At 61.9% G+C, this 25,314-nt stretch carries 29 protein-coding genes; 14 read left to right on the forward strand and 15 right to left on the reverse strand.

Annotated features, from left to right (window positions below; translation table 11 throughout):
* Nucleotides 1-19 precede the first annotated feature (19 nt).
* The 3 genes from O3303_RS13735 (at nt 20) to O3303_RS13745 (ending at nt 2,365) form a co-directional block, all read left to right on the forward strand.
* Nucleotides 20-1,009, forward strand: coding sequence for an NAD-dependent epimerase/dehydratase family protein (locus tag O3303_RS13735; RefSeq protein WP_269558966.1), 990 nt, complete (start codon nt 20-22; stop codon nt 1,007-1,009).
* Nucleotides 1,010-1,064: 55 nt separating this feature from the next.
* Nucleotides 1,065-1,505, forward strand: coding sequence for a hypothetical protein (locus O3303_RS13740; RefSeq protein ID WP_269558967.1), 441 nt, complete (start codon nt 1,065-1,067; stop codon nt 1,503-1,505).
* A gap of 128 nt (nt 1,506-1,633) precedes the next feature.
* Nucleotides 1,634-2,365: a DUF3891 family protein gene (locus tag O3303_RS13745; RefSeq protein WP_269558968.1), complete on the forward strand. Its 732-nt coding sequence runs from the start codon at nt 1,634-1,636 to the stop codon at nt 2,363-2,365.
* 104 nt (nt 2,366-2,469) lie between these two features.
* Here O3303_RS13745 and O3303_RS13750 read toward each other — a convergent pair whose 3' ends face one another.
* The gene (locus O3303_RS13750) at nt 2,470-3,288 is read right to left on the reverse strand and encodes a DUF6503 family protein (protein WP_269558969.1); all 819 of its coding nucleotides are present in this window, start codon (nt 3,286-3,288) and stop codon (nt 2,470-2,472) included.
* Between the two features lie 157 nt (nt 3,289-3,445).
* Between O3303_RS13750 and O3303_RS13755 the strand changes: the two genes are divergently transcribed.
* The 3 genes from O3303_RS13755 to O3303_RS13765 all read left to right on the forward strand — a co-directional run bounded on the left by O3303_RS13755 (nt 3,446) and on the right by O3303_RS13765 (nt 6,632).
* On the forward strand, nt 3,446-4,414 hold the full coding sequence (locus tag O3303_RS13755; protein WP_269558970.1) for a YihY/virulence factor BrkB family protein: 969 nt from the start codon (nt 3,446-3,448) through the stop codon (nt 4,412-4,414).
* Nucleotides 4,415-4,650: 236 nt separating this feature from the next.
* Nucleotides 4,651-5,865, forward strand: coding sequence for a hypothetical protein (locus O3303_RS13760; RefSeq protein WP_269558971.1), 1,215 nt, complete (start codon nt 4,651-4,653; stop codon nt 5,863-5,865).
* A gap of 47 nt (nt 5,866-5,912) precedes the next feature.
* Nucleotides 5,913-6,632, forward strand: a complete 720-nt coding sequence (locus O3303_RS13765; protein WP_269558973.1) for a hypothetical protein — start codon at nt 5,913-5,915, stop codon at nt 6,630-6,632.
* Between the two features lie 79 nt (nt 6,633-6,711).
* Here O3303_RS13765 and rlmN read toward each other — a convergent pair whose 3' ends face one another.
* On the reverse strand, nt 6,712-7,779 hold the full coding sequence (rlmN, locus tag O3303_RS13770; protein ID WP_434086418.1) for a dual-specificity RNA methyltransferase RlmN: 1,068 nt from the start codon (nt 7,777-7,779) through the stop codon (nt 6,712-6,714).
* Between the two features lie 132 nt (nt 7,780-7,911).
* A complete protein-coding gene (locus O3303_RS13775) occupies nt 7,912-8,337 on the reverse strand; it encodes an acyl-CoA thioesterase (RefSeq protein WP_269558975.1) in 426 nt (141 codons plus the stop codon).
* Nucleotides 8,338-8,490: 153 nt separating this feature from the next.
* Here O3303_RS13775 and mnmC2 point away from each other — a divergent pair, with 153 nt between their 5' ends.
* Genes mnmC2 through O3303_RS13800 form a run of 5 tightly spaced genes read left to right on the forward strand, consistent with a single transcriptional unit; the run spans nt 8,491 to nt 12,060 of the window.
* The gene (gene mnmC2 / locus O3303_RS13780) at nt 8,491-9,177 is read left to right on the forward strand and encodes a tRNA (5-methylaminomethyl-2-thiouridine)(34)-methyltransferase MnmC2 (RefSeq protein WP_269558976.1); all 687 of its coding nucleotides are present in this window, start codon (nt 8,491-8,493) and stop codon (nt 9,175-9,177) included.
* A 21-nt stretch (nt 9,178-9,198) separates the two neighbouring features.
* Nucleotides 9,199-9,744, forward strand: a complete 546-nt coding sequence (locus O3303_RS13785) for a hypothetical protein (RefSeq protein WP_269558977.1) — start codon at nt 9,199-9,201, stop codon at nt 9,742-9,744.
* Between the two features lie 44 nt (nt 9,745-9,788).
* Nucleotides 9,789-11,009 (forward strand): DUF2157 domain-containing protein, encoded by a 1,221-nt coding sequence (locus O3303_RS13790; protein WP_269558978.1) that lies wholly within the window; start codon nt 9,789-9,791, stop codon nt 11,007-11,009.
* A complete protein-coding gene (locus tag O3303_RS13795; protein ID WP_269558979.1) occupies nt 11,006-11,608 on the forward strand; it encodes a GDYXXLXY domain-containing protein in 603 nt (200 codons plus the stop codon). Before O3303_RS13790 ends, O3303_RS13795 begins: the two co-directional genes overlap by 4 nt.
* Nucleotides 11,608-12,060 (forward strand): hypothetical protein, encoded by a 453-nt coding sequence (locus O3303_RS13800; RefSeq protein ID WP_269558980.1) that lies wholly within the window; start codon nt 11,608-11,610, stop codon nt 12,058-12,060. Before O3303_RS13795 ends, O3303_RS13800 begins: the two co-directional genes overlap by 1 nt.
* 9 nt (nt 12,061-12,069) lie before the next feature.
* Here the strand turns inward: O3303_RS13800 and O3303_RS13805 are convergent, their stop codons facing one another.
* The 12 genes from O3303_RS13805 to O3303_RS13860 all read right to left on the reverse strand — a co-directional run bounded on the left by O3303_RS13805 (nt 12,070) and on the right by O3303_RS13860 (nt 22,843).
* Nucleotides 12,070-12,591 (reverse strand): ExbD/TolR family protein, encoded by a 522-nt coding sequence (locus O3303_RS13805; protein WP_269558981.1) that lies wholly within the window; start codon nt 12,589-12,591, stop codon nt 12,070-12,072.
* 119 nt (nt 12,592-12,710) lie between these two features.
* Nucleotides 12,711-13,241 (reverse strand): ExbD/TolR family protein, encoded by a 531-nt coding sequence (locus O3303_RS13810; RefSeq protein WP_269558982.1) that lies wholly within the window; start codon nt 13,239-13,241, stop codon nt 12,711-12,713.
* 76 nt (nt 13,242-13,317) lie between these two features.
* Complete coding sequence (locus O3303_RS13815; RefSeq protein ID WP_269558983.1) at nt 13,318-13,890, reverse strand: 5-formyltetrahydrofolate cyclo-ligase; 573 nt, start codon at nt 13,888-13,890, stop codon at nt 13,318-13,320.
* A 96-nt stretch (nt 13,891-13,986) separates the two neighbouring features.
* On the reverse strand, nt 13,987-14,895 hold the full coding sequence (locus tag O3303_RS13820; RefSeq protein WP_269558984.1) for a carboxypeptidase-like regulatory domain-containing protein: 909 nt from the start codon (nt 14,893-14,895) through the stop codon (nt 13,987-13,989).
* Nucleotides 14,896-15,121: 226 nt separating this feature from the next.
* Nucleotides 15,122-16,714: a bacillithiol biosynthesis cysteine-adding enzyme BshC gene (gene bshC / locus O3303_RS13825; protein ID WP_269558985.1), complete on the reverse strand. Its 1,593-nt coding sequence runs from the start codon at nt 16,712-16,714 to the stop codon at nt 15,122-15,124.
* Nucleotides 16,715-16,959: 245 nt separating this feature from the next.
* Complete coding sequence (rimO, locus tag O3303_RS13830; RefSeq protein ID WP_269558986.1) at nt 16,960-18,273, reverse strand: 30S ribosomal protein S12 methylthiotransferase RimO; 1,314 nt, start codon at nt 18,271-18,273, stop codon at nt 16,960-16,962.
* Nucleotides 18,274-18,563: 290 nt separating this feature from the next.
* A complete protein-coding gene (gene ftsY, locus O3303_RS13835; RefSeq protein ID WP_269558987.1) occupies nt 18,564-19,541 on the reverse strand; it encodes a signal recognition particle-docking protein FtsY in 978 nt (325 codons plus the stop codon).
* A gap of 197 nt (nt 19,542-19,738) precedes the next feature.
* Nucleotides 19,739-19,900: a DUF4295 domain-containing protein gene (locus tag O3303_RS13840; protein ID WP_071843814.1), complete on the reverse strand. Its 162-nt coding sequence runs from the start codon at nt 19,898-19,900 to the stop codon at nt 19,739-19,741.
* A 7-nt stretch (nt 19,901-19,907) separates the two neighbouring features.
* Nucleotides 19,908-20,090 (reverse strand): 50S ribosomal protein L33, encoded by a 183-nt coding sequence (gene rpmG, locus O3303_RS13845; protein WP_022825071.1) that lies wholly within the window; start codon nt 20,088-20,090, stop codon nt 19,908-19,910.
* A 217-nt stretch (nt 20,091-20,307) separates the two neighbouring features.
* A complete protein-coding gene (locus O3303_RS13850) occupies nt 20,308-21,954 on the reverse strand; it encodes an aminopeptidase P family protein (RefSeq protein ID WP_269558989.1) in 1,647 nt (548 codons plus the stop codon).
* A gap of 113 nt (nt 21,955-22,067) precedes the next feature.
* A complete protein-coding gene (gene rpmB / locus O3303_RS13855; protein WP_044015540.1) occupies nt 22,068-22,307 on the reverse strand; it encodes a 50S ribosomal protein L28 in 240 nt (79 codons plus the stop codon).
* 371 nt (nt 22,308-22,678) lie between these two features.
* Nucleotides 22,679-22,843 (reverse strand): C1orf53 family protein, encoded by a 165-nt coding sequence (locus O3303_RS13860; RefSeq protein WP_269558990.1) that lies wholly within the window; start codon nt 22,841-22,843, stop codon nt 22,679-22,681.
* A gap of 150 nt (nt 22,844-22,993) precedes the next feature.
* Between O3303_RS13860 and O3303_RS13865 the strand changes: the two genes are divergently transcribed.
* The 3 genes from O3303_RS13865 to O3303_RS13875 all read left to right on the forward strand — a co-directional run bounded on the left by O3303_RS13865 (nt 22,994) and on the right by O3303_RS13875 (nt 25,237).
* Nucleotides 22,994-23,434, forward strand: a complete 441-nt coding sequence (locus O3303_RS13865; RefSeq protein ID WP_269558991.1) for a hypothetical protein — start codon at nt 22,994-22,996, stop codon at nt 23,432-23,434.
* Nucleotides 23,435-23,533: 99 nt separating this feature from the next.
* Entirely contained in the window at nt 23,534-24,787 is a 1,254-nt protein-coding gene (gene rocD, locus O3303_RS13870; protein ID WP_269558992.1) for an ornithine--oxo-acid transaminase, read from the forward strand.
* A gap of 270 nt (nt 24,788-25,057) precedes the next feature.
* A complete protein-coding gene (locus O3303_RS13875) occupies nt 25,058-25,237 on the forward strand; it encodes a hypothetical protein (protein ID WP_269558993.1) in 180 nt (59 codons plus the stop codon).
* Nucleotides 25,238-25,314 lie beyond the last annotated feature (77 nt).

A 25,314-nucleotide genomic window follows, 5' to 3' on the forward strand; every position in this document is an offset into this window, starting at 1 on the left:
CCCCTCCCCACCCTCCCGAATGACTACATCCAGCACTTCCGCCACCACCCCCGGCGACACCATCCTCGTTATCGGCGCCGGCGGACAGCTGGGCCTGGAGCTCACCCACGAGCTGCGCCAGATGTACGGCGCCTCCAACGTAGTGGCCGCCGATGTGCGCGCCCCTCAGGATGCCGAAACCACTCAGGCCGGCCCCTTCGAGCTGCTGGATGTGCTGGATAAGAACCGCCTGGAAGACGTGATGCGCCAGTACAAGCCCACGCAGGTGTACCACTTGGCGGCGCTGCTGTCGGCCACAGCCGAGAAGAACCCCAAGTTTGGCTGGCAGCTGAACATGGACGGCCTGTTTCACGTGCTGGATGCGGCCGTGGACCTGGGCGTGCGGCAGGTGTACTGGCCCAGCAGCATTGCCGTGTTCGGCCCCGATACTCCGCGCGACAACACGCCCCAGCTCACTATCATGAACCCCAACACGGTGTACGGCATCAGCAAGCTGGCCGGGGAGCAGTGGTGCGAGTGGTACTTCCGCAAGCACGGCCTGGATGTGCGCAGCCTGCGCTACCCCGGCCTCATCGGCTACAAAAGCCTGCCCGGCGGCGGCACTACCGACTACGCCGTGGACATCTACCACAAGGCCGTGGCCGGCGAGAACTTCGAGTGCTTCCTGAGCGAGGATACCTACCTGCCCATGATGTACATGCCCGACGCGTTGAAGGCCACCCTCGACCTGATGCACGCCCCCGCCGATAACATCAAAGTGCGCAGCTCCTACAACCTGGGGGCTATGAGCTTCAGCCCGAAGGAAATTACGGCCAGCATCCAGCGTCACTACCCCGAGTTCCAAGTGTCGTACAAGCCCGACGCCCGCCAGCAGATTGCCGATTCCTGGCCCGCCAGCATCGACGACAGCCAAGCCCGCCAGGACTGGAACTGGCAGCCCCAGTTCACGCTGGACAAGATGACCGACGACATGCTGCTACACCTGAAAGAGGCCGTGGTGCTGAAGTAGCCGGCATTATATGCTATTGAGCTTCGGAAGTTCCTTGTTGTCAACTGTCGGAGTTGTGACACAACTTGGCTTGGCATTCCTGTTGTTCCGGTTTCTTTTTCGCACCCTTGTACGCCGGGGCGAGCTGCGCTTTCCTAACCCGTTTCAGCCGGGCTGGAAGCAGCTGCAACGGCAGTACGGAATTGCACAGATTGTTCGCCCTACTGAACAGGTGTCTGGTTTTATTGGCGCCGTCCCGTGTGATCTTAAGGTTAGGTTAGAGGCACAGCATTGGGTCTTGCAAGGCATCAGTGTAGCGGGGCTGCTTGTCCGGATTCCGTATGCTGATATTGAATCCCTGCAAACCCCGACCTCCTTCCAGGTTATGCGCTTCAGCGAAAAAGAGTACACAGCCGGAGTGTTCCGGATTGGAAAGGTGCGCGTGGAACTGCCCGCGTACTGGGCCGACCAGCTACTGCAACACATGGCTGCCGCTGGCGCTACTGTAATATCCTGACACTCGGTCCTGACAACACCTCAGCCGCCCCGCCTCATCCGGTGGGGCGGTTTTGTTTTCTGCTGCTTGGCAGAAAACCTCCGACCGTTGGTTGCGTTCCTGAAACTGCACCCTTTTCGCGCCCTGCCATGATTGTCAACCATACGCCCGCCGGCTGGCAGATTATTTACCAGCAGGCCCACGCGCTGCTGGCGGCCCAGCTGCTGCACCAGTGGCCCCCGTTTCTGGCCCCCGACCAGTGGGTGGGCCTGCTGGCCGCCGCCGCCCAGCACGACGACGAGCAGGCCGACTGGACCGGGCACTACGGCCTCACGCCCGCCGGAGCCCCGGCCAACTTCACCATGAAGGAATTTTCAATGGAGCAGGCCACCCGCCTGATGAATGCCGCGCGGTTTCAGGGCCGCTGGCGCAGTTTGCTCACGAGCCTGCACCTGAGCAAGCTTTACGAGAGTCTGCGGGGCCAGAAGCCAGAAATCGACGCGTTTCTGGATGAGCAGCTGGCCAGTCAGCAGCGCTGGCGGCGGGAGCTGAAAATCAAAAAGGCCGAGGCTGAGCAGGCCTACGCCCTGCTGCACTGGTGCGACCGGCTCAGCCTGATTCTATGCCGCCGGGAGCTGCCTGAGATGGGCCGGGCCCTGGAAATATACCGCGGCCCCGACGGCCACACGCACCGGGTGCTGCGCCCCACCGAGGATGGCCCCGTGCAGGTACAGCCCTGGCCCTTCCGCGAGCCGCAGGTTGAGGTGAGCGTAGAAGCTTCCGTGCTACACCAGCTGCAGTTCACGAACGACGCCGAGCTAGCCGCCGCTTTGCGCGAAGCGCCCATCGAAACTCTGCGCTGGGAGCTGACGAAAGGCTAACATCTGGGGCATCTGTCATCCTGACGCAAGAAGGACCTTGCCACACCGGAACGATTTGTTCTGGTGTGGCAAGGTCCTTCCTGCGTCAGGATGACAGAGTCAGCTTACAGCTTCTCTATCGGCTTGGGGTTCTGCATGACGCCGGCGGGCACGTTGCTGAAGGCCGAAATGTGGCCCAGACCGCGGCCATCTTTACCATCGGTGCGGTCAGTGGCCAGCATCAGGCCGTTGTATTTCTGGTAGCCGGTCCAGCGGCGGCGGAAGGCGGGCTGGGCGTCGGTGGCTTTGGGGAAGTAGGCCCACTCCTCCAGCAGGTTGGTTTTGGGGTTGATAAGCACTTCGTACTTGTTGTCGGGCGTCACGCCCACGTTCTTGAAGGTCATGTTGAGCACCTCGGCTGGCTGCCCGTCCATGAACTTGCCCGCGCCCTTGTAAGTCAGCGTCACGCCCGAATCCTTGAGCTTGAAGGGCATCAGCAGCCACCACGAGTTATTCACCCAGATGGGGTACATGCGGCTGAGCAGCTTCTCGCCATCGGGCGTGGCCGAAATGTCGCGGCCGTTGCGGAAGGCTTTGCCCTGCTTGCTTTGCAGATTATACACGGCCACGGTGCTGTCCTTCTGCCAGCGGAAGTCGCCGGTCTGCTTGTCCCAGAGCTGGTAGGAGCCGTCGAGGAAGTCCCAGCCCAGCAGGCGGGTCTGCTGCCAGGCCGGGTAGCCGCCCATGGCCAGCATCACCTTATCGGCCAGCTGCGTGGCTTTGGCGTCGGAGCCGGCTGCATCGAAGCCCTGGGCCGCCGGGTAGGAGCCTTTCGGGGCTTTGGCGGGCTTCTGGGCGGCGGCCGGGCTGGTGCGGTCAGGAGCTGATTGGCAGGAGCCTGCCAGGGGCAGAGCCGCCAGCGCGGCTACGAGAAGAAAACGCATAGAACAAGAGCAAAAAGCAGGAAATGAAACCAGGCAGCAAAGTAGCTCGCCCGCGCGGCTTCTCTACGCAAAGTCCCCGGATTTGATCAACTCTATCGAACGCCACCTGCGCCGGGCCCGTACTAACCGCAAACCTTTCCTCCGAACTACGCGCCTTATGGCTACCCATTACAAACTTTCCGACGTCCTCAATATTCTCAAAACCACGGCCGGGGAGTTCATGGTCAACAACTCCTTTCGGCACGCGGCGGCCCTGTCGTACTACACCATTTTCTCGCTGCCCCCGCTGCTGCTCATCGTCATCACGGTGGCCAGCTCAGTGTACGGCAGTGAGGCCGTTACGGGCCAGGTGTACGGGCAGCTGCGGGGCTTTGTCGGGCCCGATTCGGCCAAGTTCCTGCAGGATTCCATTGCCGAGTTCACCAAGCAGCAAAAGAGCGGGCTGGCCGCCGTCATCGGCATCGGCACCCTGATTTTTGCCGCTACCACCTTCTTCGTGACGCTGCAGGAAAGCATCAACGACATCTGGAACCTGAAGGTGAAGCCGCGCAACGGCATCTGGCAGTTTGTGCGCGACCGGCTGCTCTCGTTCGGCCTGATTCTGAGCGTGGCGCTGCTGCTGCTCGTTTCGTTCGTTATCAGCGCCATGCTGTCGGTGTTTACCGGCTATCTGCAGCGGCTGCTGCCCGAAGTCACGGTGGTGATTATCCACTTGGTGGACTTCGGCCTCTCGCTGTTTATCACCTCGCTGCTGTTTGCCCTCATCTACCGTTTCCTGCCCGATGCCATCATCCGGTGGCGCGACGTGGGCGTGGGCGCCTTCATCACGGCCCTGCTGTTCATGATTGGCAAATACCTGATTGCCGCCTACATCTCTTATGCCGAGCCGGGCTCGGCTTTCGGGGCGGCCGGCTCGGCCATTCTGCTGCTGCTGTGGGTGAACTACTCGTCGCTGATCATCTTCTTCGGAGCTGAGTTCACCCAGGAATTCGCCGACGCCTTTGGGCAGAAGGTGCAGCCCAAGGCCCACGCCGTGCGCATCGAAACGCGGGAGGTACCCAAGGGCGAAAGCCACGAGGAAATCACGACGGGCCGCCCCCGCGCTGAGGGTCGCTGGCGGGCATAGTGTCCGGCAGGCTGCCAGCCTGAATTTCTAGTAGGCCTTAAAGTCTGCCATCTGCGCCACAGCCACCGGATAGAATCTGGTGACTGTGGCGCAGATGGCTTTTTCTTTACTCAAACATTCTGCAAGCGTTAAATTAAAAAGTCTGACAGAACGATATTCTGGGCGGCTGGCGGCATACAGCCTGACGGACAAACGTGTAGGTTTGGCTCACTCTTTCTCCCGCTCCTCCCAGCCCTATGTCCCGTCTGTCTGTACTCCGTTTTCTGTTCCCGGCCTGCCTGTTTGCCAGCCATGCCTACGCGCAGCAGCCGGCCACCCGGCCTCTCTCCTTTGGCCCGGCCGTGGGCCCGGTTCTCGACCAACAGGAAAAGCGCGACTACGGGCTGCTGCCGGAATACTCGGCCAGGGATTTCCAGGAAGCGCGCCTACTGCAAAACCTGGCCCCCGACAGTGCCCTGACCCTGCAGGTGCAGCTGCTGGATGGCCGCACGGTGCTGCGGCCCTACACCCCGGCCGAGCTAGCTGCAATCCGCAGCCGCGTTGCGGCCCGGCAGCAGGAGGTGGCAGCCGCCAGCCAGCCCGGCACTACAGCTGCACCCGATTCGGTGGGCCGCCGCTACCGGGTTACGCTGCGCTCCGGCTCGGCTTTCGATGGCGAGCTGACGGACCGCCAACCCCAGCGGCTGCAGTTCCTCACCAAAGACCTAGGCGTGGTGCAGGTGGAGCGGGCCAACATCGAGCGGCTGGAGGAGCTGACGTCGGAGGTAGCCCGCCGCCCGGCCAACTGGCACGACATCGGCAACGGCAACCGCCTGTTCTTCGCGCCCACCGCCCGCAATCTGCGCAAGGACGAAGGCAACCTGCAAGCCATCAGCCTCTACTTTCTGGGAGCCAACTACGGCTTCACCGACAATTTTTCCATGGGGCTGATGTTTTCGGTCATCCCCACAGTACCGCTGCAGTACCAGTTCCTAGCCCTCACGCCTAAGTTCTCAGCCAGGATATCGGAGAAGTGGCACGCTGGCGCCGGCCTGCTTTACCTGCGCATTCCGGACTTCAATGATGACAACAGCTCTTTCGGCGTAGGGCTAGCCTACGGGGTAGCCACCTATGGCTCGTCCGACAATAACTTCACCGTAGGCCTGGGCTATGGGTTTTCTGGCGGCGACATAGGCTCTACGCCGGTGCTGCAGATTGGCGGCCAAAAGCGCATCAGCCGCCGAGTTTCACTAATCAGTGAAAACTATATTATCGCCAACTCTGAAGCGGGAATGGGCGGGCTGTATGGCGCCAAAATCAATTGGCGGCGCGCCTCCCTGGGTTTGGGCGCCTTCTACGCGCTGGCCTACAAAAATGACGATTACAACGATTACAGCCCGCGCATTCTCTCTTCCTACATCATCCCGGTGTACTACGACTTTACGTTCCGCTTCGGCAAAGGCAGCAAGTAAGGCGCCTTTAAGCACCTGTATTGGCAGCCAGGTGATACATTTAACGCATGAAAATTTTTATCCTACGCATTGTATTGCTGATAAGCCTATGCAGCACTACCCTTACGGGCCACGCCCAGACCGCCCCCGACAGCCTGGCCGAACAGAAAACGATTCGCCTGGCCGGCGCTGATATCTGCCGGCAGCTGGAAGTCGAAGACAAGAAGAAGCCGCTCAGCAAGCTCTCCAAGGATGAAGCGCAGCAGCTTTTTGTCCGTCTGACGATGATCAGCGCCGCCAACAACCCCGACTTCATGACCCTGCTTACCAGCGGCGGCGGTGAGGGCACCCGCGACGCCATCAAGGCCAGGGGCGAGGAGATAGGGCGCCAGATAGCCATGTGGCTACTGGTCAACTGTCCCGTCGGTCAGCAGTTGTTCATTCGCTTGGGTGCCGAACAACTAAACCAGCCGCAGCCAGTGCCCCTGCGGCCGGAGGAAGAAAAAGCCCTCCGGCCGGTAGCCAGCGCCCTCTGCCGCGACCTGCAGCCCCGGATTGCCACCATCAAAGCCCTGAGCGCTGATGAGCGCCAGCAGGTAATGGTCCAGGCGTTTGAAAAGCACCTAAAGACTCACGCCACGCAGCTCAAGAAAGTATTCGGCGCCGACATATTCGAGAATCAGGACCGCATGCGCGACATGGGCACCAAAGTAGGCCTGCAGATGGCGTTGGAATGCCCCGAAGCGGTGATGCTCTTCTCTGACTTCAACAAGACAACGCAGGAATAACAGACTCCTACTTTCAGCAAAAAAGGGCCCGGCATTACTGAATGCCGGGCCCTTGCGGTTGTATGGGGAGGTGCGCCGCCTATGCGGCCTCCGACTTCTCTTTCACGGCCAGCTGCCCGCAGGCGGCGTCGATGTCTTTGCCGCGGCTGCGGCGCAGGTTGGTTTGCACGCCGCGGTCGGCCAGGTACTTGAGGAAGGCCATGAGCTTGGCCTCGCCGGTGTTTTTGTAGTCGGCGTTTTCGATGGGGTTGTACTCGATGAGGTTCACCTTGCACGGAATCCACTTCGTGATTTGCAGCAGCTCCTCGGCGTCCTGCAGCGTGTCGTTGAAGCTCTCGAACACGATGTACTCGTAGGTGACTTTGCGGCCCGTTATCTGGTGGTAGTGCTTGAGGGCGTCTTCCAGCGAAGCCAGGGAGTTGGCCTCGTTAATGGGCATGATTTCGTTGCGCTTGGTGTCGTTGGGGGCGTGCAGCGACAAGGCTAGGTTGGCCTTCACGCCGTCGTCGGCCAGCTTCTTGATCATCTTGGCGATGCCGGCGGTGCTGACCGTGATGCGGCGCGGGGCCATGTTCAGGCCGTCGGGGGCGGTGATGCGCTCAATGCTTTTCACCACGTTGGCGTAGTTGAGCAGCGGCTCGCCCATGCCCATGTACACGATGTTGGTGAGCGGCGTACCGTACTGGCTTTCGCACTGCTCCTTGATGCGTACCACCTGGTCGTAGATTTCGGCGGCGTCGAGGTTGCGCTTACGGTCCATGTAGCCGGTAGCGCAGAACTTGCACGTGAGCGAGCAGCCCACCTGCGAGCTGATGCAGGCCGTCATCCGCGTGTCGTGCGGAATGAGCACGCCTTCCACGATGTTGCCGTCGTAGAGCCGGAACGCCGATTTGATGGTGCCGTCGTTGCTGAGCTGCTGGTTTTGCACCTGCACGCCGTTGATGACGAAATGCTTCGCCAGCAGTTCGCGGGTGGCCAGCGAGATGTTGTTCATCTCCTCAAACGTGCCGGCCGTGTTCTTCCACAGCCACTCGCTCACCTGCTTGGCGCGGAAGGGCTTTTCGCCCTGCTCCACCATAAAGGCCTTGAGCTCGTCGGGGCTGAGTTTGCGGATGTCGCGCTTGGAAACTACGGGCAGGTCAATCATCATAGCGCAAAGATACAACGAGCGAGGCAGTTGGGTTCCACGGAAATTGTCATTCCGAGCGAAGCGAGAAATCTAGGTTGAAACCGACTGAACGTCGTTGCCCCAGATTCCTCGCTTCGCTCGGAATGACAGCTAGCCCGCCAGGTGGGTTAGCTCGGCCTCGGTGAGGGGCAGCAACTTGCGGGTGGTGTAGTCGAAGGCAAGCATGCCGGTTTTGGCCCGCGCAATTTCGCGCTGCTCCTGGTTCCAGACCTGATACACGATATCGAAGCCGTATTTGTGTGGGTCCGCCACGGCCATATCGATGCGCAGCGTATCGGCGTGGAAGGCCTCGCCCTTGTACTCGATGGCCACGTCGGCCATGATGTGGCCGCGGCCGGTGGCGCGGTCGACTTCGGGCCGGCCCAGGTGCAGCAGAAACTGCACGCGGGCCTCGTGGAGCAGCCCCAGCAGCGAATCGTTGCCGAGGTGGGCGCCGTAGTTGAGGTCGGTGATGCGCACGGCGAGGGTGCTGGAAAAGCGGAAAGTTTCCGGTAGATTTACTTTGATGCGGGCCATGTAGCGGAACGATAAGAAAAGCGGGTAGCCTCCCTACGCACGGCTTGCAGGCCGGGTGACAACGAAGAGGCGAAAGGGGCATTTTCTTGCCGGAAAGTACAGCCCCGCCTCAACCGCTCCTGCCTGCCTATACACCTCCTCAACCGCTCCCGTATGCTCACCCCCACCGTAGAAGTCCGCACCACGGCCGACGGCTCCAGCACGCTATATGTGCCGGCCCTCGACGAACATTACCATTCCACCCACGGCGCCATTCAGGAGGCGCAGCACGTGTACCTGGGCGCGGGCCTGGCCCCCGTGATGGCCGCCGCCACGGGCATGGTGTGGGTGCTGGAAATTGGCTTCGGCACCGGCCTGAATGCTTTGCTCACTCTGCAGTACAGCCTGGCCAGCCCCCACCCCATCTTCTACGACACCATTGAGAAGTACCCGCTGCCGCCGGCCGTTATCGGGCAGCTGGGCGTGGAGCGCTACGTGCTCAACCCCGAGCTGCTCGACTACCACGAGCAGATTCATGCCGCCGGCTGGAACACGCCGGTAGCCCTCACGCCGCAGTTTGCGCTGCTGAAGCTGGCCGGCGAGCTGCAGCACACGCCCCTGGCCGAAGACACGTACCACGTCATCTACTTCGACGCCTTCGCGCCCGAGAAGCAGCCCGACATGTGGACCGATGAGATATTCCGGCAGCTGTACGCCGCCACCGCGCCGGGCGGCTGCCTGGTGAGCTACTGCGCCAAAGGCAGCTTCAAGCGCAGCCTGCAGGCCGCCGGCTGGGAAGTGGAGCGGATTCCGGGCCCGCCTGGCAAACGCGAAATGACGCGGGCCTGGAAGCGGGCGTAGTGGCAGACACTTGATAACGCTATGAAACTGAATTGTCGTCTCAACCAGCTTACGGAAGCTGAGTACTGGCACCTATTGGCCAATTACTGCCGCTACACCGATTTCAACTCGCTGGGGCTGTTCCGTAGCTTGCTTGAAAACGGGAAGCTGAGCCTGGTGCAACGGCAGCAGCTACGGGATGCCGCAATTGCGGTGTTTCCAAAGTTTTATGAGTTTCTCCAGCTCAAAGATCCTACCACCTATTTACAGCTCAGCTCGCTGGGGCAGGAGCTGACCGTGGCCGATGAGCGCGCTGCCTGGGAAGAAATCAAGCACGCGCAACAACGCATCCTCACCCGGAAGCAGCTCGGCCACCGCAACTTCGGCACCTACTCCCGCCACAACTGCCCTTACGACACCTGCCCCTACAATGGCCTGATGATTCGGCAGAACTCCCGGCTGGCAGAAGGCGTCCTGCGTTTCCATTCCGACCGGCGCATCGGCTGGGGCCACTACAATCACCAGACGGCCCGCCGCCACCAGCAACGGAAGGCCTGGGCCCAGGGCCGGGAGCAGCACGACGAATAGCTCTGCTAGCTCAATTCCGCCATTCGGCGTAAGTTGCCTGCATTATGAGTCGAAGAGTACTGGAAACCGACGGGCGGGACTGGGTGCAGCGGGGCATCATCGCGGAGGAGCAGCGCGTGCAGCTGCTGGCGCTGTACCCGGTCGAGCGGCCGCCCCTGGCGCTGCTGCCGCTGCTGGGTAGCCTCCTGATTCTGCTGAGCGCCCTGAGCGTGGTGGCGGCCAACTGGCAGGGCCTGCCCGAAGTGGTGCGGCTGGCGCTGCTGCTGGGCTCGTTGGCCGGCACCTACGCCGCCGCCGAGTACTTTTTGCGCCGCCAGTACGAGTCGTTGGGCATGGGGCTGCTGGGGCTGGGGCTGCTGCTGTTTGGCATCAGCATTTTGCTCACCAGCCAGATGTACCAGCTCATCGGCTACGACCTGTCGGGGCTGGTGGCGTGGGCGGTGGCGGGCGTGGCCCTCACGTGGGTGTATGGCAGCCGGTTCCTGTTCATCCTGACCGTGGTGATTGGCGGGCTGGTGCAGGGCTACAACACCGGGCAGCTGGGCGCATTCAGCTACCTCACGGCCGGCCTCACGGCGGGCGGGCTGGGCATCTACTGGTGGCGCCGCCCCGATTCGGTGCTGGGGGCGGTGCTGGCTTCGGGGCTGCTCTGGCAGGCGGCACTGCTCATCAGCCACCTGCACATCAAAATCACCTGGTTTTTCCTGCCGGCCATGCTGCTCTACGCCTTCGGCGACTGGCAGCCTGACCGGCCGGCGGGTCGTGCCCTGCAGGGGCCGCCGCTGGTAGCCGCGTTTGTGTTTACGCTGGGGCTGGCCTTGTTCGGCGAGTCGGACATCTATGCCGGGCGGCTGCGGGCGCCCATGCTGCCGTATCTGGCGGCGCTGGGAGTGGTGCTGGCGCTGTCGGCGGTGGGCAAGCAGCGGCGCGGCCGCCTGGGCAGCCTCACCGACTGGCTGCTGCTGCTGCCGGGCTTCTATTTCACGGGCGGATTGCCGCTGGCCATTGCCACGCTGGTGGTGCTGTATGCCTATTCCGGGGCCGTGCTCTGGCGCGCCCACCAGGAGCAGAACCCCGACCGGGTGACGCTGGGCACCGTGCTGTTCATCCTGACCACCGCCGTGGCCTACTTCAAGCTGACGTGGGGCTTCATGGACAAGTCGCTGTTTTTCCTGCTGGGTGGCGGGCTGCTGCTGGGTCTGAGCTGGTGGCTGCGGCGCCGGGCGGCCCACACGTTTTCGGCTTCTGAAGCCCCCAAGCCATGAGCGAGCCTACTACGCCCATACCTGCGGCGGCCGGCGCGCCGGTAGCCACGCCCAGCGTCAGGCCCAGCCACACGCTGCCCGAGCCCCGGCGGCGCCGCTGGCTGTGGGGGCTGGTGGTGGCGCAGGTGCTGTTTGTGCTGGCGGTGGCCGGGGCCGGCTACGCCACCGAGCGACTGGGCACCACCATCACGCTGCGCACCGCCCCCGCCGACCCGCGCGACCTGCGCTTCCACGATTATCTGGAGCTGCGCTACCTCATCAGTGAGCTGCCCGGCCACCTCTGGAAGGGCAGCGCCGTGCCGCGCCGCAAAGCCCCGGTATACGTGGTGCTGGAGCAGCGGCAGGGCGTCTATGAGGCCGTGGCCGTGTACCCGGAGCAGCCGGCAATCGGCCCTGGCCAGACCATTCTGCGCGGCTGGGTGCAGGAAACGTGGCGCCGCAGCATGCGCCTGCGCTATGGCCTGGAGCGCTACTACCTGCCCGAAGAAGCGCGCCGCCAGCTGCGCCGCCCGCAGCCGCTGCAGGTCACGGTCAGTATTGCGCCGTGGGGGCAGGCGCGCATTTCGCAGGTGCAGGTGCTGCCCGCTTTGCCCCGCTGATGACGCGGCGCTTTTTACTCTTGCTGCTGGGCTGTGTAGTGACGGCCGTTGTGCTGGCCGGCCTGTTGGTGGGGTTCGGGGCGCTGTTGCAGCCGCAGCTGGATATCCAGTTGCACAACACTTACTTCGTGCTGCCGCCTTACTGGCTGGTGCTGGCGCTGCTGTTACCTCTGCTACTGCTGACGTTAGCCGGCACAATGCTGCGTCGCCACATTCCGCGCCTGACGTATGCCGGGCTGGTGGTGGCCAGCCTGCTGCTGCTGTTTGGGGCCGACTATGCCACCGACGCCCTTACGCATCTGGTGGTGCTGGTGGTGCCACCGGGGTTTCCGGCCGGCAGTGCGGCCGCTCCCGCCCGCTGGCTGCTGCTAGCGCGGGCGCTGCACTTGGCGGCCATAGCCGGGGCAGGCTACGGCTGCTACCAGCTGGGCCGGCGAGCCATGCGCCGGTAGCGCCGGCTTCTAGTGCCGCACCGGCGGCATGTAGTCGAGAAGCTGCTGGTCGGCCGGGGTGAAATCGACCAGGGCGTATTGCTGCTGGTCGGTGATGTTCATTTCGTCGAGCACGTCTACCAGGTCGCGGTATTTGGCGTCGGGACCGGCCTTGATGAGCACGAAGGGCGCGGGCTGCTGCTGCTGGCGGTCCAGCAGAATCTGGCGCAGGCCAGCGGAGCTGAACGTGGTGGTACGCAGCGTCGGCTTGGTTTCCGCATCGTTCAGGCCGAAAAAGTAGTGTACCTGGCTGTCTTTACCCAGAATCAACGTCAGAGCCTTGCTTTGTTTGAGCGGGGTGGCGGGGCCTTTACCGGCGGGCATGGTCAGCTCCATGGCGTTTTGCCGGGCAAACGTGGTGGTGAGCATGAAGAACGTGAGCAGCAAAAACGCCAGGTCCACCATCGGGGTCATATCGAGGTGGAAGGCCGACTTTTTCACGCGGGGTTTCGAGCCACGGGCGGCAGGGGCGGCGGTTTGGAAGTCGGCCATAACGATGCTGGGGGTTAAGTGAATACCGGTTGTATTCAGCCAACGCTATGGTGGGTGTCGGTATTGTGCGCCCGAAGGGTTTGCGGCTAGTGAGAAGTTGCTACCGCCATCTGCAACCGCTACAGATTCACTTGATTGGCGCAGTCGAGTAGCCGCTGATCTTCTGCCGTGAGGTCTACCAGCGCGTATTTTTTTGTATCGGTGATGTTCATTTCATCCAGCACATTTACCAGCGCCTGATAGGAAGATTTGTTGCTGGGTTTGATGAGGAATACCACATCATTCGAATTTCTTTTGTTCTCTAACAGCACTTGTCGCAAGCCTTCAGCACTGAAGTCAGTCTGCCTTAAATCGGCTTTAGATAACACCGAAGCCAATCCAGGGTAATAGTAGAGCTTGTCATTCGCATCAATCAATAGTGTCATTGCATTATGATTGCCACCGCACACAGTTCCTATATCCTCCCGCTCTGGCTTCATCGGCATGGTCAACTGCATGACTGCCGGCTTGGTAAAATCAGCCGCCATCAGAAAGAAGCTCACCAGCAGAAACCCCAGACCTACCATCGAGGTCATATCGGGCGACGAGGCAGGGCGGCGGCCGGCGCGACGGGCGCGGCCGGTAAAATGAGGGGGTTGAATGTGGGCCATAGCCTGAATGTAGAGATTATGTGGCGTTTACGCACATCTACACCGTTCAGCAAGTCGGTTTAATGCCGCCCTCCGTCTAAAACCACCACACTCGCTCCGGCGTGAGGCAGGCGTGCAGGGGCACGTCGCCCTCCCAGGCATCGGAAATGCTCGAAACCGGCGGCTCCAGGCTCACCCCAATACGCAGGGCTTCGGGCCGGCAGTCCGCCAGAAACCGGTCGTAGAAGCCTTTGCCGTAGCCGACGCGGTGACCGGCTTCGTCGAAGGCCAGCAGCGGAATCAGCACGGCATCCAGCTGCGGCGGCGCTACTTCGGCAGCGCCTACCGGCTCCGGAATGGCCCAGCGGTTTTCTAGCAGCGTCGTTTCGGGCGTGAGGTGGAAGTGGCGCAGCGTGTGGCCGTCGGGCTGCACCACCGGCACGGCCAGCTGCAGATGCGGCTGCTGCGCCCACAGCTCCCGGATCAGCGGCCAGGTATCAGGCTCGTGCTGCTGCGGAATCGGTAGAAACAGGTGCAGCCAGCGCCACTCTGGCACCGGAAATCCGGCCCGCAGTTGCTGCCACAGCGCCGTGCTGCGCCGGGCCACTTCGGCTTCGGGCAGGGCGCGGCGGCGGGCCAGGGCTTCACGGCGAAGGTCGGCTTTTATCACAGATTTTCGCAGATTGAACTGATTAAGCTGATTTTTTTCATCCCCTGATACAAACAGCAGGGCACTTTTTCAGGTGGTTTCTCTTGGATGAACCAGTCAGTCCAGTACGGTTACGTAGAAGCCTACTTTCGGCTGTATACCGGCCAGCATGGCCCCAAGCGAAGGTTTTTCCCAGGAATCCTGACTGGTTTTGCGGAAGTACAGGTCGCCTTTGCCGTAGCCCAGGGCGCTGGAAAAGGCCAGGCTTTTACTGACCTGCTGCACCTCCCCGCCGCTAATCCATTCCAGCGTCAGTAAAAAATCCTCGTCCACCACCAGCTGGTCCGTGGTCAGGTCCACGGTGAGCGGGGCGTCGGGATTGGCCCGGTCAGCCGTGCTCATCAGCAGGTTGCGGGTGAGCAGCTTTTCCCCCGACGGCCTGCCATCGGGCAGCAGCCGGTACAGGTTCACCCGAAACCGGAGCGTATCGGGCTGGTAATAAAGCACGTTGAAATGAGCGGTCAGCAGCCTGGTGGGCTTGTGTTTAAGGGAAACAACCATGCCCATCTCGGCTCCTAAGTTCTCGGCTTTCAGCCTCGTTATGATGGACTGGGAAGTGCTGGTGCAGCCCAGCGTGCGGCGGCGCTTGTAGAGCCCCGGGGCCTGCACCCGCACATCCGCCAGCGGCACGGCCACGGGCACCAGCGTGCGGTTAGGCTGCGCCACCAGCTCCCGCAGCAGCACTCGCTGCGGCCGGTAGCCCAGGCTGGACACGTACACCGTATCAGCGAGGTTGGCCGGCGTGTAGGCCAGCTGGTAGCGGCCCTGCTCATCGGTTACGGTGCCCACCGTTTTGCCCGGGATACCTAGGTTGGCATACGGCACCGGGCCGGCCGCAGAGCCGGCGGTAAGGGTGCCAGTCAGCGTCTGGCCAATGGCTGCCAGGGGCACCAGCCCCACCAGCAGCGCACCGGCTACCTTCCACAGCCAGGAAACAGAGAAACGGAAACTTCGGATAGCCGCCATCGGAGATAAGGAGTTGGAGAAGAGTAGAACAACTCTCCCCCAGAGCCCCACCGGTGGCCGCTGGTTGCCTTCCCGGCTTATTTGAAACAGTCATGCTGAGCTTGCCGAAGCATCTCTACCGCTCCATTGGATTGCTACAACGGAGCGGTAGAGATGCTTCGGCAAGCTCAGCATGACGTTCTTTAGTGACTTCTGTTGCTTTCTAACCAGCTACAACAACTGTTTCCTACTCCTCTTCCAGCACCGTAAACTCCAGGGCCAGCGGGTCGAAGGCGGCCAGCAGCTGATTGATAAAGCCGGGGTTGTTGATAAGGATGCTGAGCACGTTATCCTCCCGCTCCTGCAGGTGGCCGTTGGGCATCAGCTTGTCCTTGAGGGCCGTAAGCTGAGTGTAGGCTGTTTCGTGCTTGGCTTCGGCGGCCTTGCTCAGGCGTTTTTCCAGGCCCTGCACAATGCCGGATACTTTCTGCTGCTCGGCCGCCACGGTTTTCACCAGCGTGGGGTCGAGGCGCTGGGCCAGCTCGGACATTTGCTGAAAGGCGGCAGCCAGCTGCTGCTGCTGCTCTTGGAGGCTCACTTCCTCCTGCCCCAGCGTGGCGCCCACCTGCTTTTTCAGCTCCGGCAGCGCCCGGAAAATATCCAGCGACGTGAGGCCGAGCTTGCGCAGTTTGCCGGCGTTGGCTTTGCTGATGAACTGCGCCGAGTTGCGGGGCAGCAGCACCGGAAACGGCACCTGATTCTGGTCGAACACGCCTTTCAGCTGGAACCAGTAGGCCACCTCGGCCCCGCCCCCTATGTAGCAGAGGTTGGGCAGCAGCAGCTCCTGGTACAGCGGCCGCAGCACCACGTTGGGGCTGAACTGCTCGGGGTGCTGGCGGGCCAGCTCCAACAGCTCGGCCTGGGTGTGGCAGTGGCCGGTGTTGCGCACCGTAATCTGCACGCAGTCCTGGGCCGCGTCATACTCCAGCCGCTCGCGCTTGCCGCCGTCGGTGAGGAAGAACAGGTTGAGCGGACGTGAGTATACCTGGGGCTTGTAGCCGGCGGCTTCGAGGCGGGCGTTGGCGGCCTGCACGGCGTTGTTAGAGGCCTGGGCCTGGATTTCCTGCTCCAGCACCGGTACCAGCGCCTGCTTCAGCGCCGGCGCGTCGGCATCCAGACTCACCAATCCATACTCCCCGAACAGGTCGTGCGTAAGGCGGCGGGTGGCTTCGGCCAGGGTGCCCGACTGCTCATACGCTTCGCGGAACAAAGCCGGCACATCGGCGGGCAGCTGGTCGAGCAGCTCTTCCTTCAGGCCGCCCAGCGGCAGCCGGCCCACGGGCCCGCCCAGGTCGGCAGCGTTCCACTCGTACTTTTTGCCGAACAGGTTGAGGTGGTTGATTTCGGCGAAATCGTGGTCCTCGGTGGCCATCCAGTACACCGGCACGAAATCGTACTGCGGGTACTGGGCTTTCAACTGGCGGGCCAGCTTCACGGCCGTCACAATCTTGTAGATGAAGTACAGCGGCCCGGTGAGCAGGTTGAGCTGGTGGCCGGTGGTGATGGTGAACGTCGTGTCCTTCGCCAGCAGCTCCAGATTAGCCTGCACCGACGGGTGCACCACGGGCAGCGCGGCGTACTGCCGCTGTAGCTCCGCGGTCAGCCGCTGCCGGGCCTCGGGGGTGTACTGGGCCTGCTTTTCGCGGATCTGCTCCTCGAAGGCAGCCAGAGTAGGGAAGCGGTGATAAAACGGCTGCAACGCTTCCGCCCGGGCCAGATAATCGGTGAGCAAAGAAGAAAACGCGCCGGTTTCGGCGTACGAAAGAGTCGTGACGGACATACGAGAGAGGATAATCGGGCTATAACCGGCCAGCAGCCACAAAGTAACTGGGTATTTTTTGGGATGGGCTGAATAAAAGAACGTCATTCCGAGCGAAGGCGGAGCCGGAGCCGAGGAATCTCGCGTGCTGATGTTGCGCCAGTAAACCCTTACGACAGGATTACTATTGCCCGCGAGATTCCTCGGCTCCGGCTCCGCCTTCGCTCGGAATGACGTTCCTTTTGCCTTTAACAGCTGAAAAAACTCTACACCAGCTTGCCGTACAAATCGAAGTCGGAGGCTTCCGTGATTTCCACCTGGGCGAAGTCGCCGAGGCGCACGTAGGTGTCTTTGGTGGCGGGCACCAGCACTTCGTTGTCCACTTCGGGCGAGTCGTACTGGGTGCGGCCCACGAAGTAGCCGCTTTCCTTGCGGTCGAAGAGCACCTTGTGGGTCTGGCCCACGCGCTCCTCGTTCAGCTCCATCGAAATGCCCTGCTGCAGCTCCATAATCTGGTCGGCGCGGTCCTGCTTTACTTCGGCCGGCACGTCGTCTTCCAAGGTATAGGAATGCGTGTTGTCCTCGTGCGAGTAGGTGAAGATGCCCAGCCGGTCGAAGCGGGTTTCCTCCACGAAGTTGTAGAGGTCCTCAAAATCCTGCTGGGTTTCGCCGGGGTGGCCGGCAATGAGCGTGGTGCGCAGCGCAATGCCGGGTACGCGCTGCCGGATGGTGTCCACCAACTCCACGGTGCGGCGCTTGCTGATGCCGCGACGCATGGTTTTCAGCATGTTATCCGAAATATGCTGCAACGGCATATCCAGGTACTTGCAGATATTGTCCCGCTCGGCCATTACGTCCAGCGCATCCATCGGAAACTGCGAGGGGTAGGCGTACTGCAGCCGAATCCAGTCGATGCCGTTCACGTCGGACAGGTTGCGGAGCAGGTCGGCCAGCTTCCGCTCGCCGTAGTGCTGCAGGCCGTAGTAGGTCAGATCCTGGGCAATCAGAATCAGCTCCTTGGTGCCCATGGAGGCGAGGCGGTTGGCCTCCTTCACCAAGTCCTCGATGGGGCGGTCCATGTGCTTGCCGCGCATGAGCGGGATGGCGCAGAACGAGCAGGGGCGGTTGCAGCCCTCGGCAATCTTGAAGTAGGCGTAGTGCTTGGGCGTGGTCAGCAGCCGCTCGCCCACCAGCTCGTGCATGTAGTCGGCCTCCAGCGTTTTCATCAGCTGCGGCAGCTCCAGGGTGCCGAAGAAGGCGTCTACCTGCGGGATTTCCACTTCCAGGTCATCCTTGTAGCGCTGCGAGAGGCAGCCCGTCACGTAGAGTTTGTCCAGGCGGCCGGCTTCCTTCTCGTCGGCGTAGCGCAGGATGGTGTCGATGCTTTCCTGCTTGGCATTATCAATAAAGCCGCAGGTGTTGATGATGACGATGTTGGCGTCGCTCTTTTCGGCTTCGTGCGTCACCTCAAACTGGTTGGCGCGAAGCTGGCCCATGAGCACCTCCGAGTCCACGATGTTCTTGGAGCAGCCGAGGGTGATGACGTTGACTTTATTGGCCTGCTGGCTTCTTACTTTCATGCTAGATTGGGTAGGCGGGCGGCCGGGCAATTTCTTATCAGTGAGAAACTTGCCTGCCTAAAGCCCGCGACGAAAATCGGACCGCAAAGGTACGCAGGAGGCAACGCCTTTTCCTACTGAGGAAGTTTCTTTGTGCGTAGTACGAGATTGTCAGCCAGGCTAAAAACGCCTGTCATCCTGAGCGGAGCGAAGGACCTTGTCACGTCAATACGACAATCGTTTCAACGGCTCGTGCTGGCGTAATAAGGTCCTTCGCTCCGCTCAGGATGACAGGCGTTTACTTTCTGTATCTACTTCTTAAACAGCGAATTCACGAACGTCGTCCGGTCGAACAGCTGCAAGTCGGTCATCTTCTCTCCCACGCCGATGTAGCGCACGGGCACCTGGAGCTGATCCGAAATGCCGATGACCACGCCGCCCTTGGCCGTGCCGTCGAGCTTGGTGATGGCCAGGGCCGATACCTCGGTGGCTTTGGTGAATTCCTTGGCCTGCAGGAAGGCGTTCTGGCCGGTGCTGCCATCGAGCACCAGCAGCACCTCGTGGGGCGCGTCGGGAATCACCTTCTGCATCACGCGCTTGATTTTGCTCAGCTCGTTCATCAGGTTCACCTTGTTGTGCAGGCGGCCGGCCGTGTCGATAATCACCACGTCGGCGCCCATTTCCACGCCTTTCTGCACCGCATCGTAGGCCACGGAGGCCGGATCGGTGTTCATGCCGTGCGAAATGACGGGCACGCCCACCCGCTGTCCCCAGATGATGAGCTGATCGACGGCCGCAGCGCGGAATGTATCGGCGGCACCGAGCACCACCTTCTTACCAGCCGAATGGAAACGATGCGCCAGCTTACCGATGGTCGTGGTTTTGCCCACCCCATTCACGCCCACCACCATAATCACGAAGGGCGAGCCGGGGCTGTCGGGCCGGTCGAGGATGGCGCGGGAGCCGGTGGCGCCGCTGTTGGCGTCAAGCAGCTCCACGATTTCCTCGCGCAGGATGCGGTCCAGCTCCGAGGTGCTCACGTACTTGTCACGGGCCACGCGCTTCTCGATGCGGTCAATGACCTTCACCGTCGTGTCGATGCCCACGTCGGCGTGCACGAGCAGGGTTTCCAGGTCGTCGAGCACCGCCTCGTCCACGGTGTTGCGGCCGGCTACGGCTTTGCTGAGCTGATCGAAGAAGCTGGTTTTGGTTTTCTCCAACCCTTTGTCCAGCGACTCCTGCTGCTCTTTGCTTTCCTTATCCTTCTTGAAAAAATCGAAGAGACCCATGTAGTGGTGCTTAGTGCGTAGTTGTTGGTGCTTAGTGGCGCCACGCTGAAACAGCTGCAAGTACACGCTTTCTAGGCGTTTTAGTACCAAGGGCCAACAACCAAGCTCCCGGCACCATCAAAAACCCCAACACGCAAAAAAGTCCCACGCTGGCGGGACTTCTTCACTTCGAATCAGGAGGCCACAAGGGCGCTAGATTACTTAACGCCGGTGGCGAGGTAATCCTGCACTTTGTCAACGGGCACCATTTCCTCGCGGAAGGTATAGGCACCGGTTTTCTCCGATTTCACGGCGCGAATGACTTTAGCCCAGTCCTTGCCGCCTGGAGTTTTCAGGGTTGCTACTACTTTCTTAGCCATTGCTCAATTACTTGATTTCCTTGTGAACGGTCATCTTCTTGAGCACGTTGTTGAACTTCTTCAACTCAATGCGCTCAGGAGTGTTCTTGCGGTTCTTGGTGGTGATGTAGCGCGAGGTGCCCGGCTGCCCCGAGTTTTTATGCTCAGTGCATTCAAGGATCACCTGCACCCGATTGCCTTTCTTAGCCATCTCGACGGGGGTTTTGGGATTAAGGACTGCAAAGGTACGAGGGTTTTCGGAATAGGCAAACAGTCAATCGAATAATCCCCGCTCAAATGTAGGTTTGCCTGCTGTCAGGGCGCCGAAACGCCCTAAATAAGTCTGGAGCCTCCGCTGGCGCTTTACGAAAAACAGGAAAAATCCGCTGCAAACCGGCAGGCCAGCCGGCCGATTTGCGCGGGTTTTGCTACTTCAGGGCCGGCAGCCGCAGGGCGTCTAGGGCGCTGGGGCGGGCCATCATGGCTTCCACCTCAGCTACAGTCCGCGGCGCCTCTTTCGACAGGTTTTCAGGGCCGGCGGTGGTGATGAGGATGTCATCTTCGATCCGCACGCCGATGTTCCACCACTTTTTGTCGCAGGGGCTGCCCTCCGGAATGTAGATGCCGGGTTCCACGGTGATGACGTTGCCGGCCTGCAGCGGGCCGTAGGCGCCCCGGTCGTGCACATCGAGGCCGAGGTAGTGGCTGGTGCCGTGCGGGAAGTAGCGGCGCATTTCCTCGGGGGCGGCAATGATGCCCAGCTTCTGCAGTCCGGCGGCTACCACCTGCTGGGCGGCTTTACCCGGCGCCCGGAACTCGTTGCCGGCCCGGCACTCCCGGATGCCGGCTTCCTGCGCCGCCAGCACCAGCTCGTAGATCTGGCGCTGGGCCGGGCTGAACTTGCCCGAGGGCGGCACGGTGCGCGTCACGTCGGCGGTGTAGCCGTGGTATTCGGCGCCGCAGTCCATCAGAATCAGGTCGTTGCCGAGGCGGGGCTTGTCGTTGGTTTCGTAGTGCAGGATGCAGGCGTTGTTGCCGCCGCCCACGATGCTGGGGTAGCCCTCAAATTCGGCCCCGTATTTCTTGTAGATGTACTCGTGCAGACCCTGCACTTCCATCTCGCCCATGTCGGGCCGTAGGGCCTTCATCACCTCCTGCTGCCCTACGGCACTGATGCGGACGGCGCGGCGCAGCAAGGCCAGCTCCTCGGGCGTTTTCACGGCTCGCAGGGCGTCCAGGGCATCGTTGAGGGAGGTGTTTTCGTGACGGCTGGGTGGGCGGGTGGTGAGGGCCTGCAGGCGGGTGGCGTCGGTGGTGGCCTGCAGGTAGCCCAGCACATAAGGGTCGGTGGCCAGCGCCGGCTGGGCCTTCATCTGGTTTTCCAGGTAGGGGCGCAGAGCCGTGGCATTCACCACGCCTTCGCGCTGCATGGTCAGGTACACGGCTTCGCGGCGGGCGTCGTAGTCGGCAGGCACGGCGGCCTGGCGGCGGAAGGCGGCTACCAGGTCGAACAGGTCGGCGGGGTCCTGGGTGTCATCGCGCACGTCGGTGGGCAGGTCCAAGAAGTGGATGCGCGCGAAGCCGGCCCAGCGGATGTCGGCCGTGGCAAACGTGGTGTTGTCGGCCACGTACTGCAGCTTCAACTGTTGCTTAGCGCCCTCGGTGCCCAGGCGGCGGCCAGTCCAGAGTTCGGCTTTGGGGTCGCGGGGCTGCACGAACAGCGCCTCCGTGACGCCCGCCTGCCCGCCCAGCGTCTGGGGCTCCTTGAACAGCACCAGCACCGCATCGGGCTCGTCGTAGCCGGTGAGGTAGTAGAGGTCGGGGTGCGGGTGGTAGAGGTAGTTGACGTCGTTGGCGCGGTTGCGCACGGGGTTGGCGAACAGCACGGCCACCGAGCCCGCCGGCAACGCCTGCCGCAGCAGCTCGCGCCGCCCTTTGTGGAACGCCGGGTCCAGAAAGTCGGTGGGGCGGCCGGGGCCGGCGGCCCGCTGGGCGTGGGCGGCGGGCAGCAAGGGGCTCAGCAGCAGAAAAGCCCACAGACAGCGGGCGGCGGAAGTCAGACGGAATGAGGGCACGGCGACGAAGCTAGCAGGCAGATACAACAAAGACGCGTACCCGCCCCAAAAATTGCTTTCGGGGCGGGTACGCGTCTGAATACAATTCGCTCCGAGGAACGGCCGGGGGCAGACTAGTAAACGATGAAGCCTTGCTCCTTCGCCTTCTTCAGGACCGACATGATGCCGTTCTTGTTGATGGTGCGGATGGTGCTGGTGGCTACTTTCAGCGTTACCCAAGCATCCTCTTCGGGGATGTAGAAGCGCTTCTTCTGCAGGTTCGGGTAGAACTTACGCTTGGTCTTGTTGTTGGCGTGCGACACGTTGTTACCTACGCGGGTACGCTTGCCGGTCAAATCACAAACTCGGGCCATGATATCAGGAACTTAGTGGTTTCAAAGCGGAAAAACGGGGCCGCAAATATCGGTATAAGTTTGATAGAAGCAAAACCACTGACTGAAAAATAGCGGGTTAGCTTTTTCGGGGAAAGGGGAAAGGGGACACGTAACAGGTGACAGGTGAGTTGTAAAAGCGTTGTCTCCGGGCGCCAAACAGGCCTTTTCGCTGTTTTGCCCTGCCTGCACGTCCTTGCTGCCGGGGCCTGACATCTGGTTCCACCTTTCTGCTTCCGCTACCCGCAAGCCCTGTTCAGCCCGGATAAGCTATTGCGCGTCAGCGAAAACCTGTACCCCTTCCCATACTGACCTGTCACTCGTCACCTTATCACCTGTCACTTCTCACCTCATTACCTGTCACGCTTGCCCTTTTTGGCGGGCCAGGGGCAGTGGCGGCAGCCGTTGCCGCAGCAGCTGCCGCGGCGCAGGTGGTACTGCTCCGTGAAGACCATATAGCCTTCCGGAGTGAGGTAAAAATCGCCGGGCTGCAGGGGTTGCGGGGTGGAATCGGGCACGGTGGGCACAAATGGGCCCGCAAGATACGTTGGGCCTGGAAGAAGCCCACAGCTCACCTATTTTATAGTATCTTTCTCTTAATCAATTAAAATATAAGACCTTTCACCAGACATTGTTTCCCCATGCGGTATTGGTTTCTGCTTTTGACGATGCTGGCAACCGGGCCGGCAACCCGGGCCCAACAGCCCGAAATGCCGGTGGCGGCCACCCGGCTGGCCTTGCAGCTGACCACTGCCGAAACCCTACCCGCGGCCCCGCTGAAGGAGGCGCGCCGCACCCTGGCGCAGGCCCGGCAGCGATTCAACCGCGGCCTGCCCACCGGCGACAAATTGTTCGTAACGGCGACGCTGCTGGACGATGCCGCCAACCGGGTGCCGCAGCTGGTGCAGGTGCAAAGCTGGCAGGATGGCCGGGTGTCTGGCCGCCTGGTAAGCACCGGCCGGCCCGAAGGCAACAACCGCGAGGAATTCGACGAGGCCGACATCGTGGACTGGATGATCCTGCACCCCGACGACTCCGAGGAGGGCAACTACGTGGGCAAGTTCCTAGACCTGGAAGACCGGCTGGGCAGCCTCTCGGGCCCGCGTTAGGCCAAGCAGCCAAAACGGGGGTTTTTCCGTAATTTTCGGCGGTGGGCAGCGTAGGCAGCTCACCGCTTTTTGCTGTCCTGCCCCCAAACTCCGGCCCATATGCACGCTACCTCCGCCCCCACCACCCAGCAAAGCCGCAGCCAGGAGCTGATGGCCCTCGAAGACCATTACGGTGCCCACAACTACCACCCGCTGCCCGTGGTGCTGAGCCGCGGTGAAGGCGTGCACCTCTGGGACGTGGAGGGCAAGCACTACTTCGACTTTCTGTCGGCGTACTCGGCCGTAAACCAAGGCCATTGCCACCCGCGCATCATCGGAGCCCTCACGGCGCAGGCCCAGCAGCTCACGCTCACCAGCCGCGCCTTCTTCAACGACCAGCTGGGCGCGGCCGAAAAGCAGCTGTGCGAGCTGTTCAACTACGACAAGGCTCTGCTGATGAACTCCGGCGCCGAGGCCGTGGAAACGGCCCTCAAGCTGGCCCGCAAGTGGGGTTACCAGGAGAAAGGCATTGCCCCCAACCAGGCCCGCATTCTGGTGGCCGAGCACAACTTCCACGGCCGCACCACCGGCATCATCTCCTTCAGCACCGACGGCGACTCCACCGGTGGCTTCGGGCCATACATGCCCGGCTACCAGGTAGTACCTTATGATGATCTGGCGGCGCTGGAAGAAGCCCTGCAGGACCCACACGTGTGCGGTTTCCTGGTGGAGCCCATTCAGGGCGAGGCCGGCGTGATGGTGCCCTCGGAAGGCTACCTGTTTAAGGCCGCCGCGCTGTGCAAAGCCCATAACGTGCTGTTCATTGCCGACGAGATTCAGACGGGCCTGGGCCGCACGGGCCAGCTGCTGGCCGTGTGCTACGAGGGCGTACACGCCGACATCCTGATTCTGGGCAAGGCCTTGAGCGGGGGCGTGCTACCAGTCTCGGCGGTGCTGGCCCGCAACGAAATCATGCTCACCATTCAGCCCGGGCAGCACGGCTCCACGTTCGGCGGCAACCCACTGGCCTCGGTAGTGATGCGCGCGGCCCTGGATGTGCTGCTCGACGAAAAACTGATCGACAACGCCCGGGCCATGGGCGAAGTGTTCCGGGAACGGATGCGCCGCGTGATGGCCAAGCGCCCCGAAGTGGTGGAGCTGGTGCGCGGCAAAGGCCTGCTCAACGCCGTCGTCATCAAGCCCGCCGCCGACGGCCGCACGGCCTGGGACGTGTGCGTGACGCTGATGGAGCGCGGCGTGCTGGCCAAGCCCACCCACGGCGACATCATCCGGTTTGCGCCGCCGCTGGTTATCAGCGAAGAACAGCTCCACGAAGCCTGCGACATCATCGAGCAGGTGATTCTGGAGTTTTAGGCGCTCAAGTTTTATATAGGTCTTCGGTAGATGCTGCCGGGATGAAGCCGGTTTGGGTTTCGTTCCGGCAGCGGCTGTTTCCGGGGCTGTTGGGCAGGGGCCGACGCACTTTAGCCGGGCCATTCGCCCGCTGGTCGGGCGTGGCGGTGGCTTGGTCGAGAAGGAAAGCGAGGAATCGGGGCAGGGCGTACTTTTGTTGCGTTACTTCTTCATCGCCACTTGATTATGCTTTCAGTTCGTCCGCTGGTTCTGGTTTTATCTGCTGTATTGATGTTGCTGGCGAGCTGCCAGACCAGCCGGGTGGCCTTCCAGGCCCGGCCGTTCGGGCAGGTAGCCGCCACCCCCACCGACACCACCACGACCGTGCTGCTCCTGCACGACTCGCAGGGCCCGCAGGCCACCCGCGTTTCCCTGACCACGGCCGAAGCGGCCACCTGGCAGCAGCGCTAAGTTCGCCGTACGCTACTCACGGAAAAAGCCGCGCCCCGACGAAACGGGGACGCGGCTTTTTCGTGGCGTCTGCAGCC

It is taken from the genome of Hymenobacter canadensis, from assembly GCF_027359925.1.
Lineage (GTDB): Bacteria > Bacteroidota > Bacteroidia > Cytophagales > Hymenobacteraceae > Hymenobacter > Hymenobacter canadensis.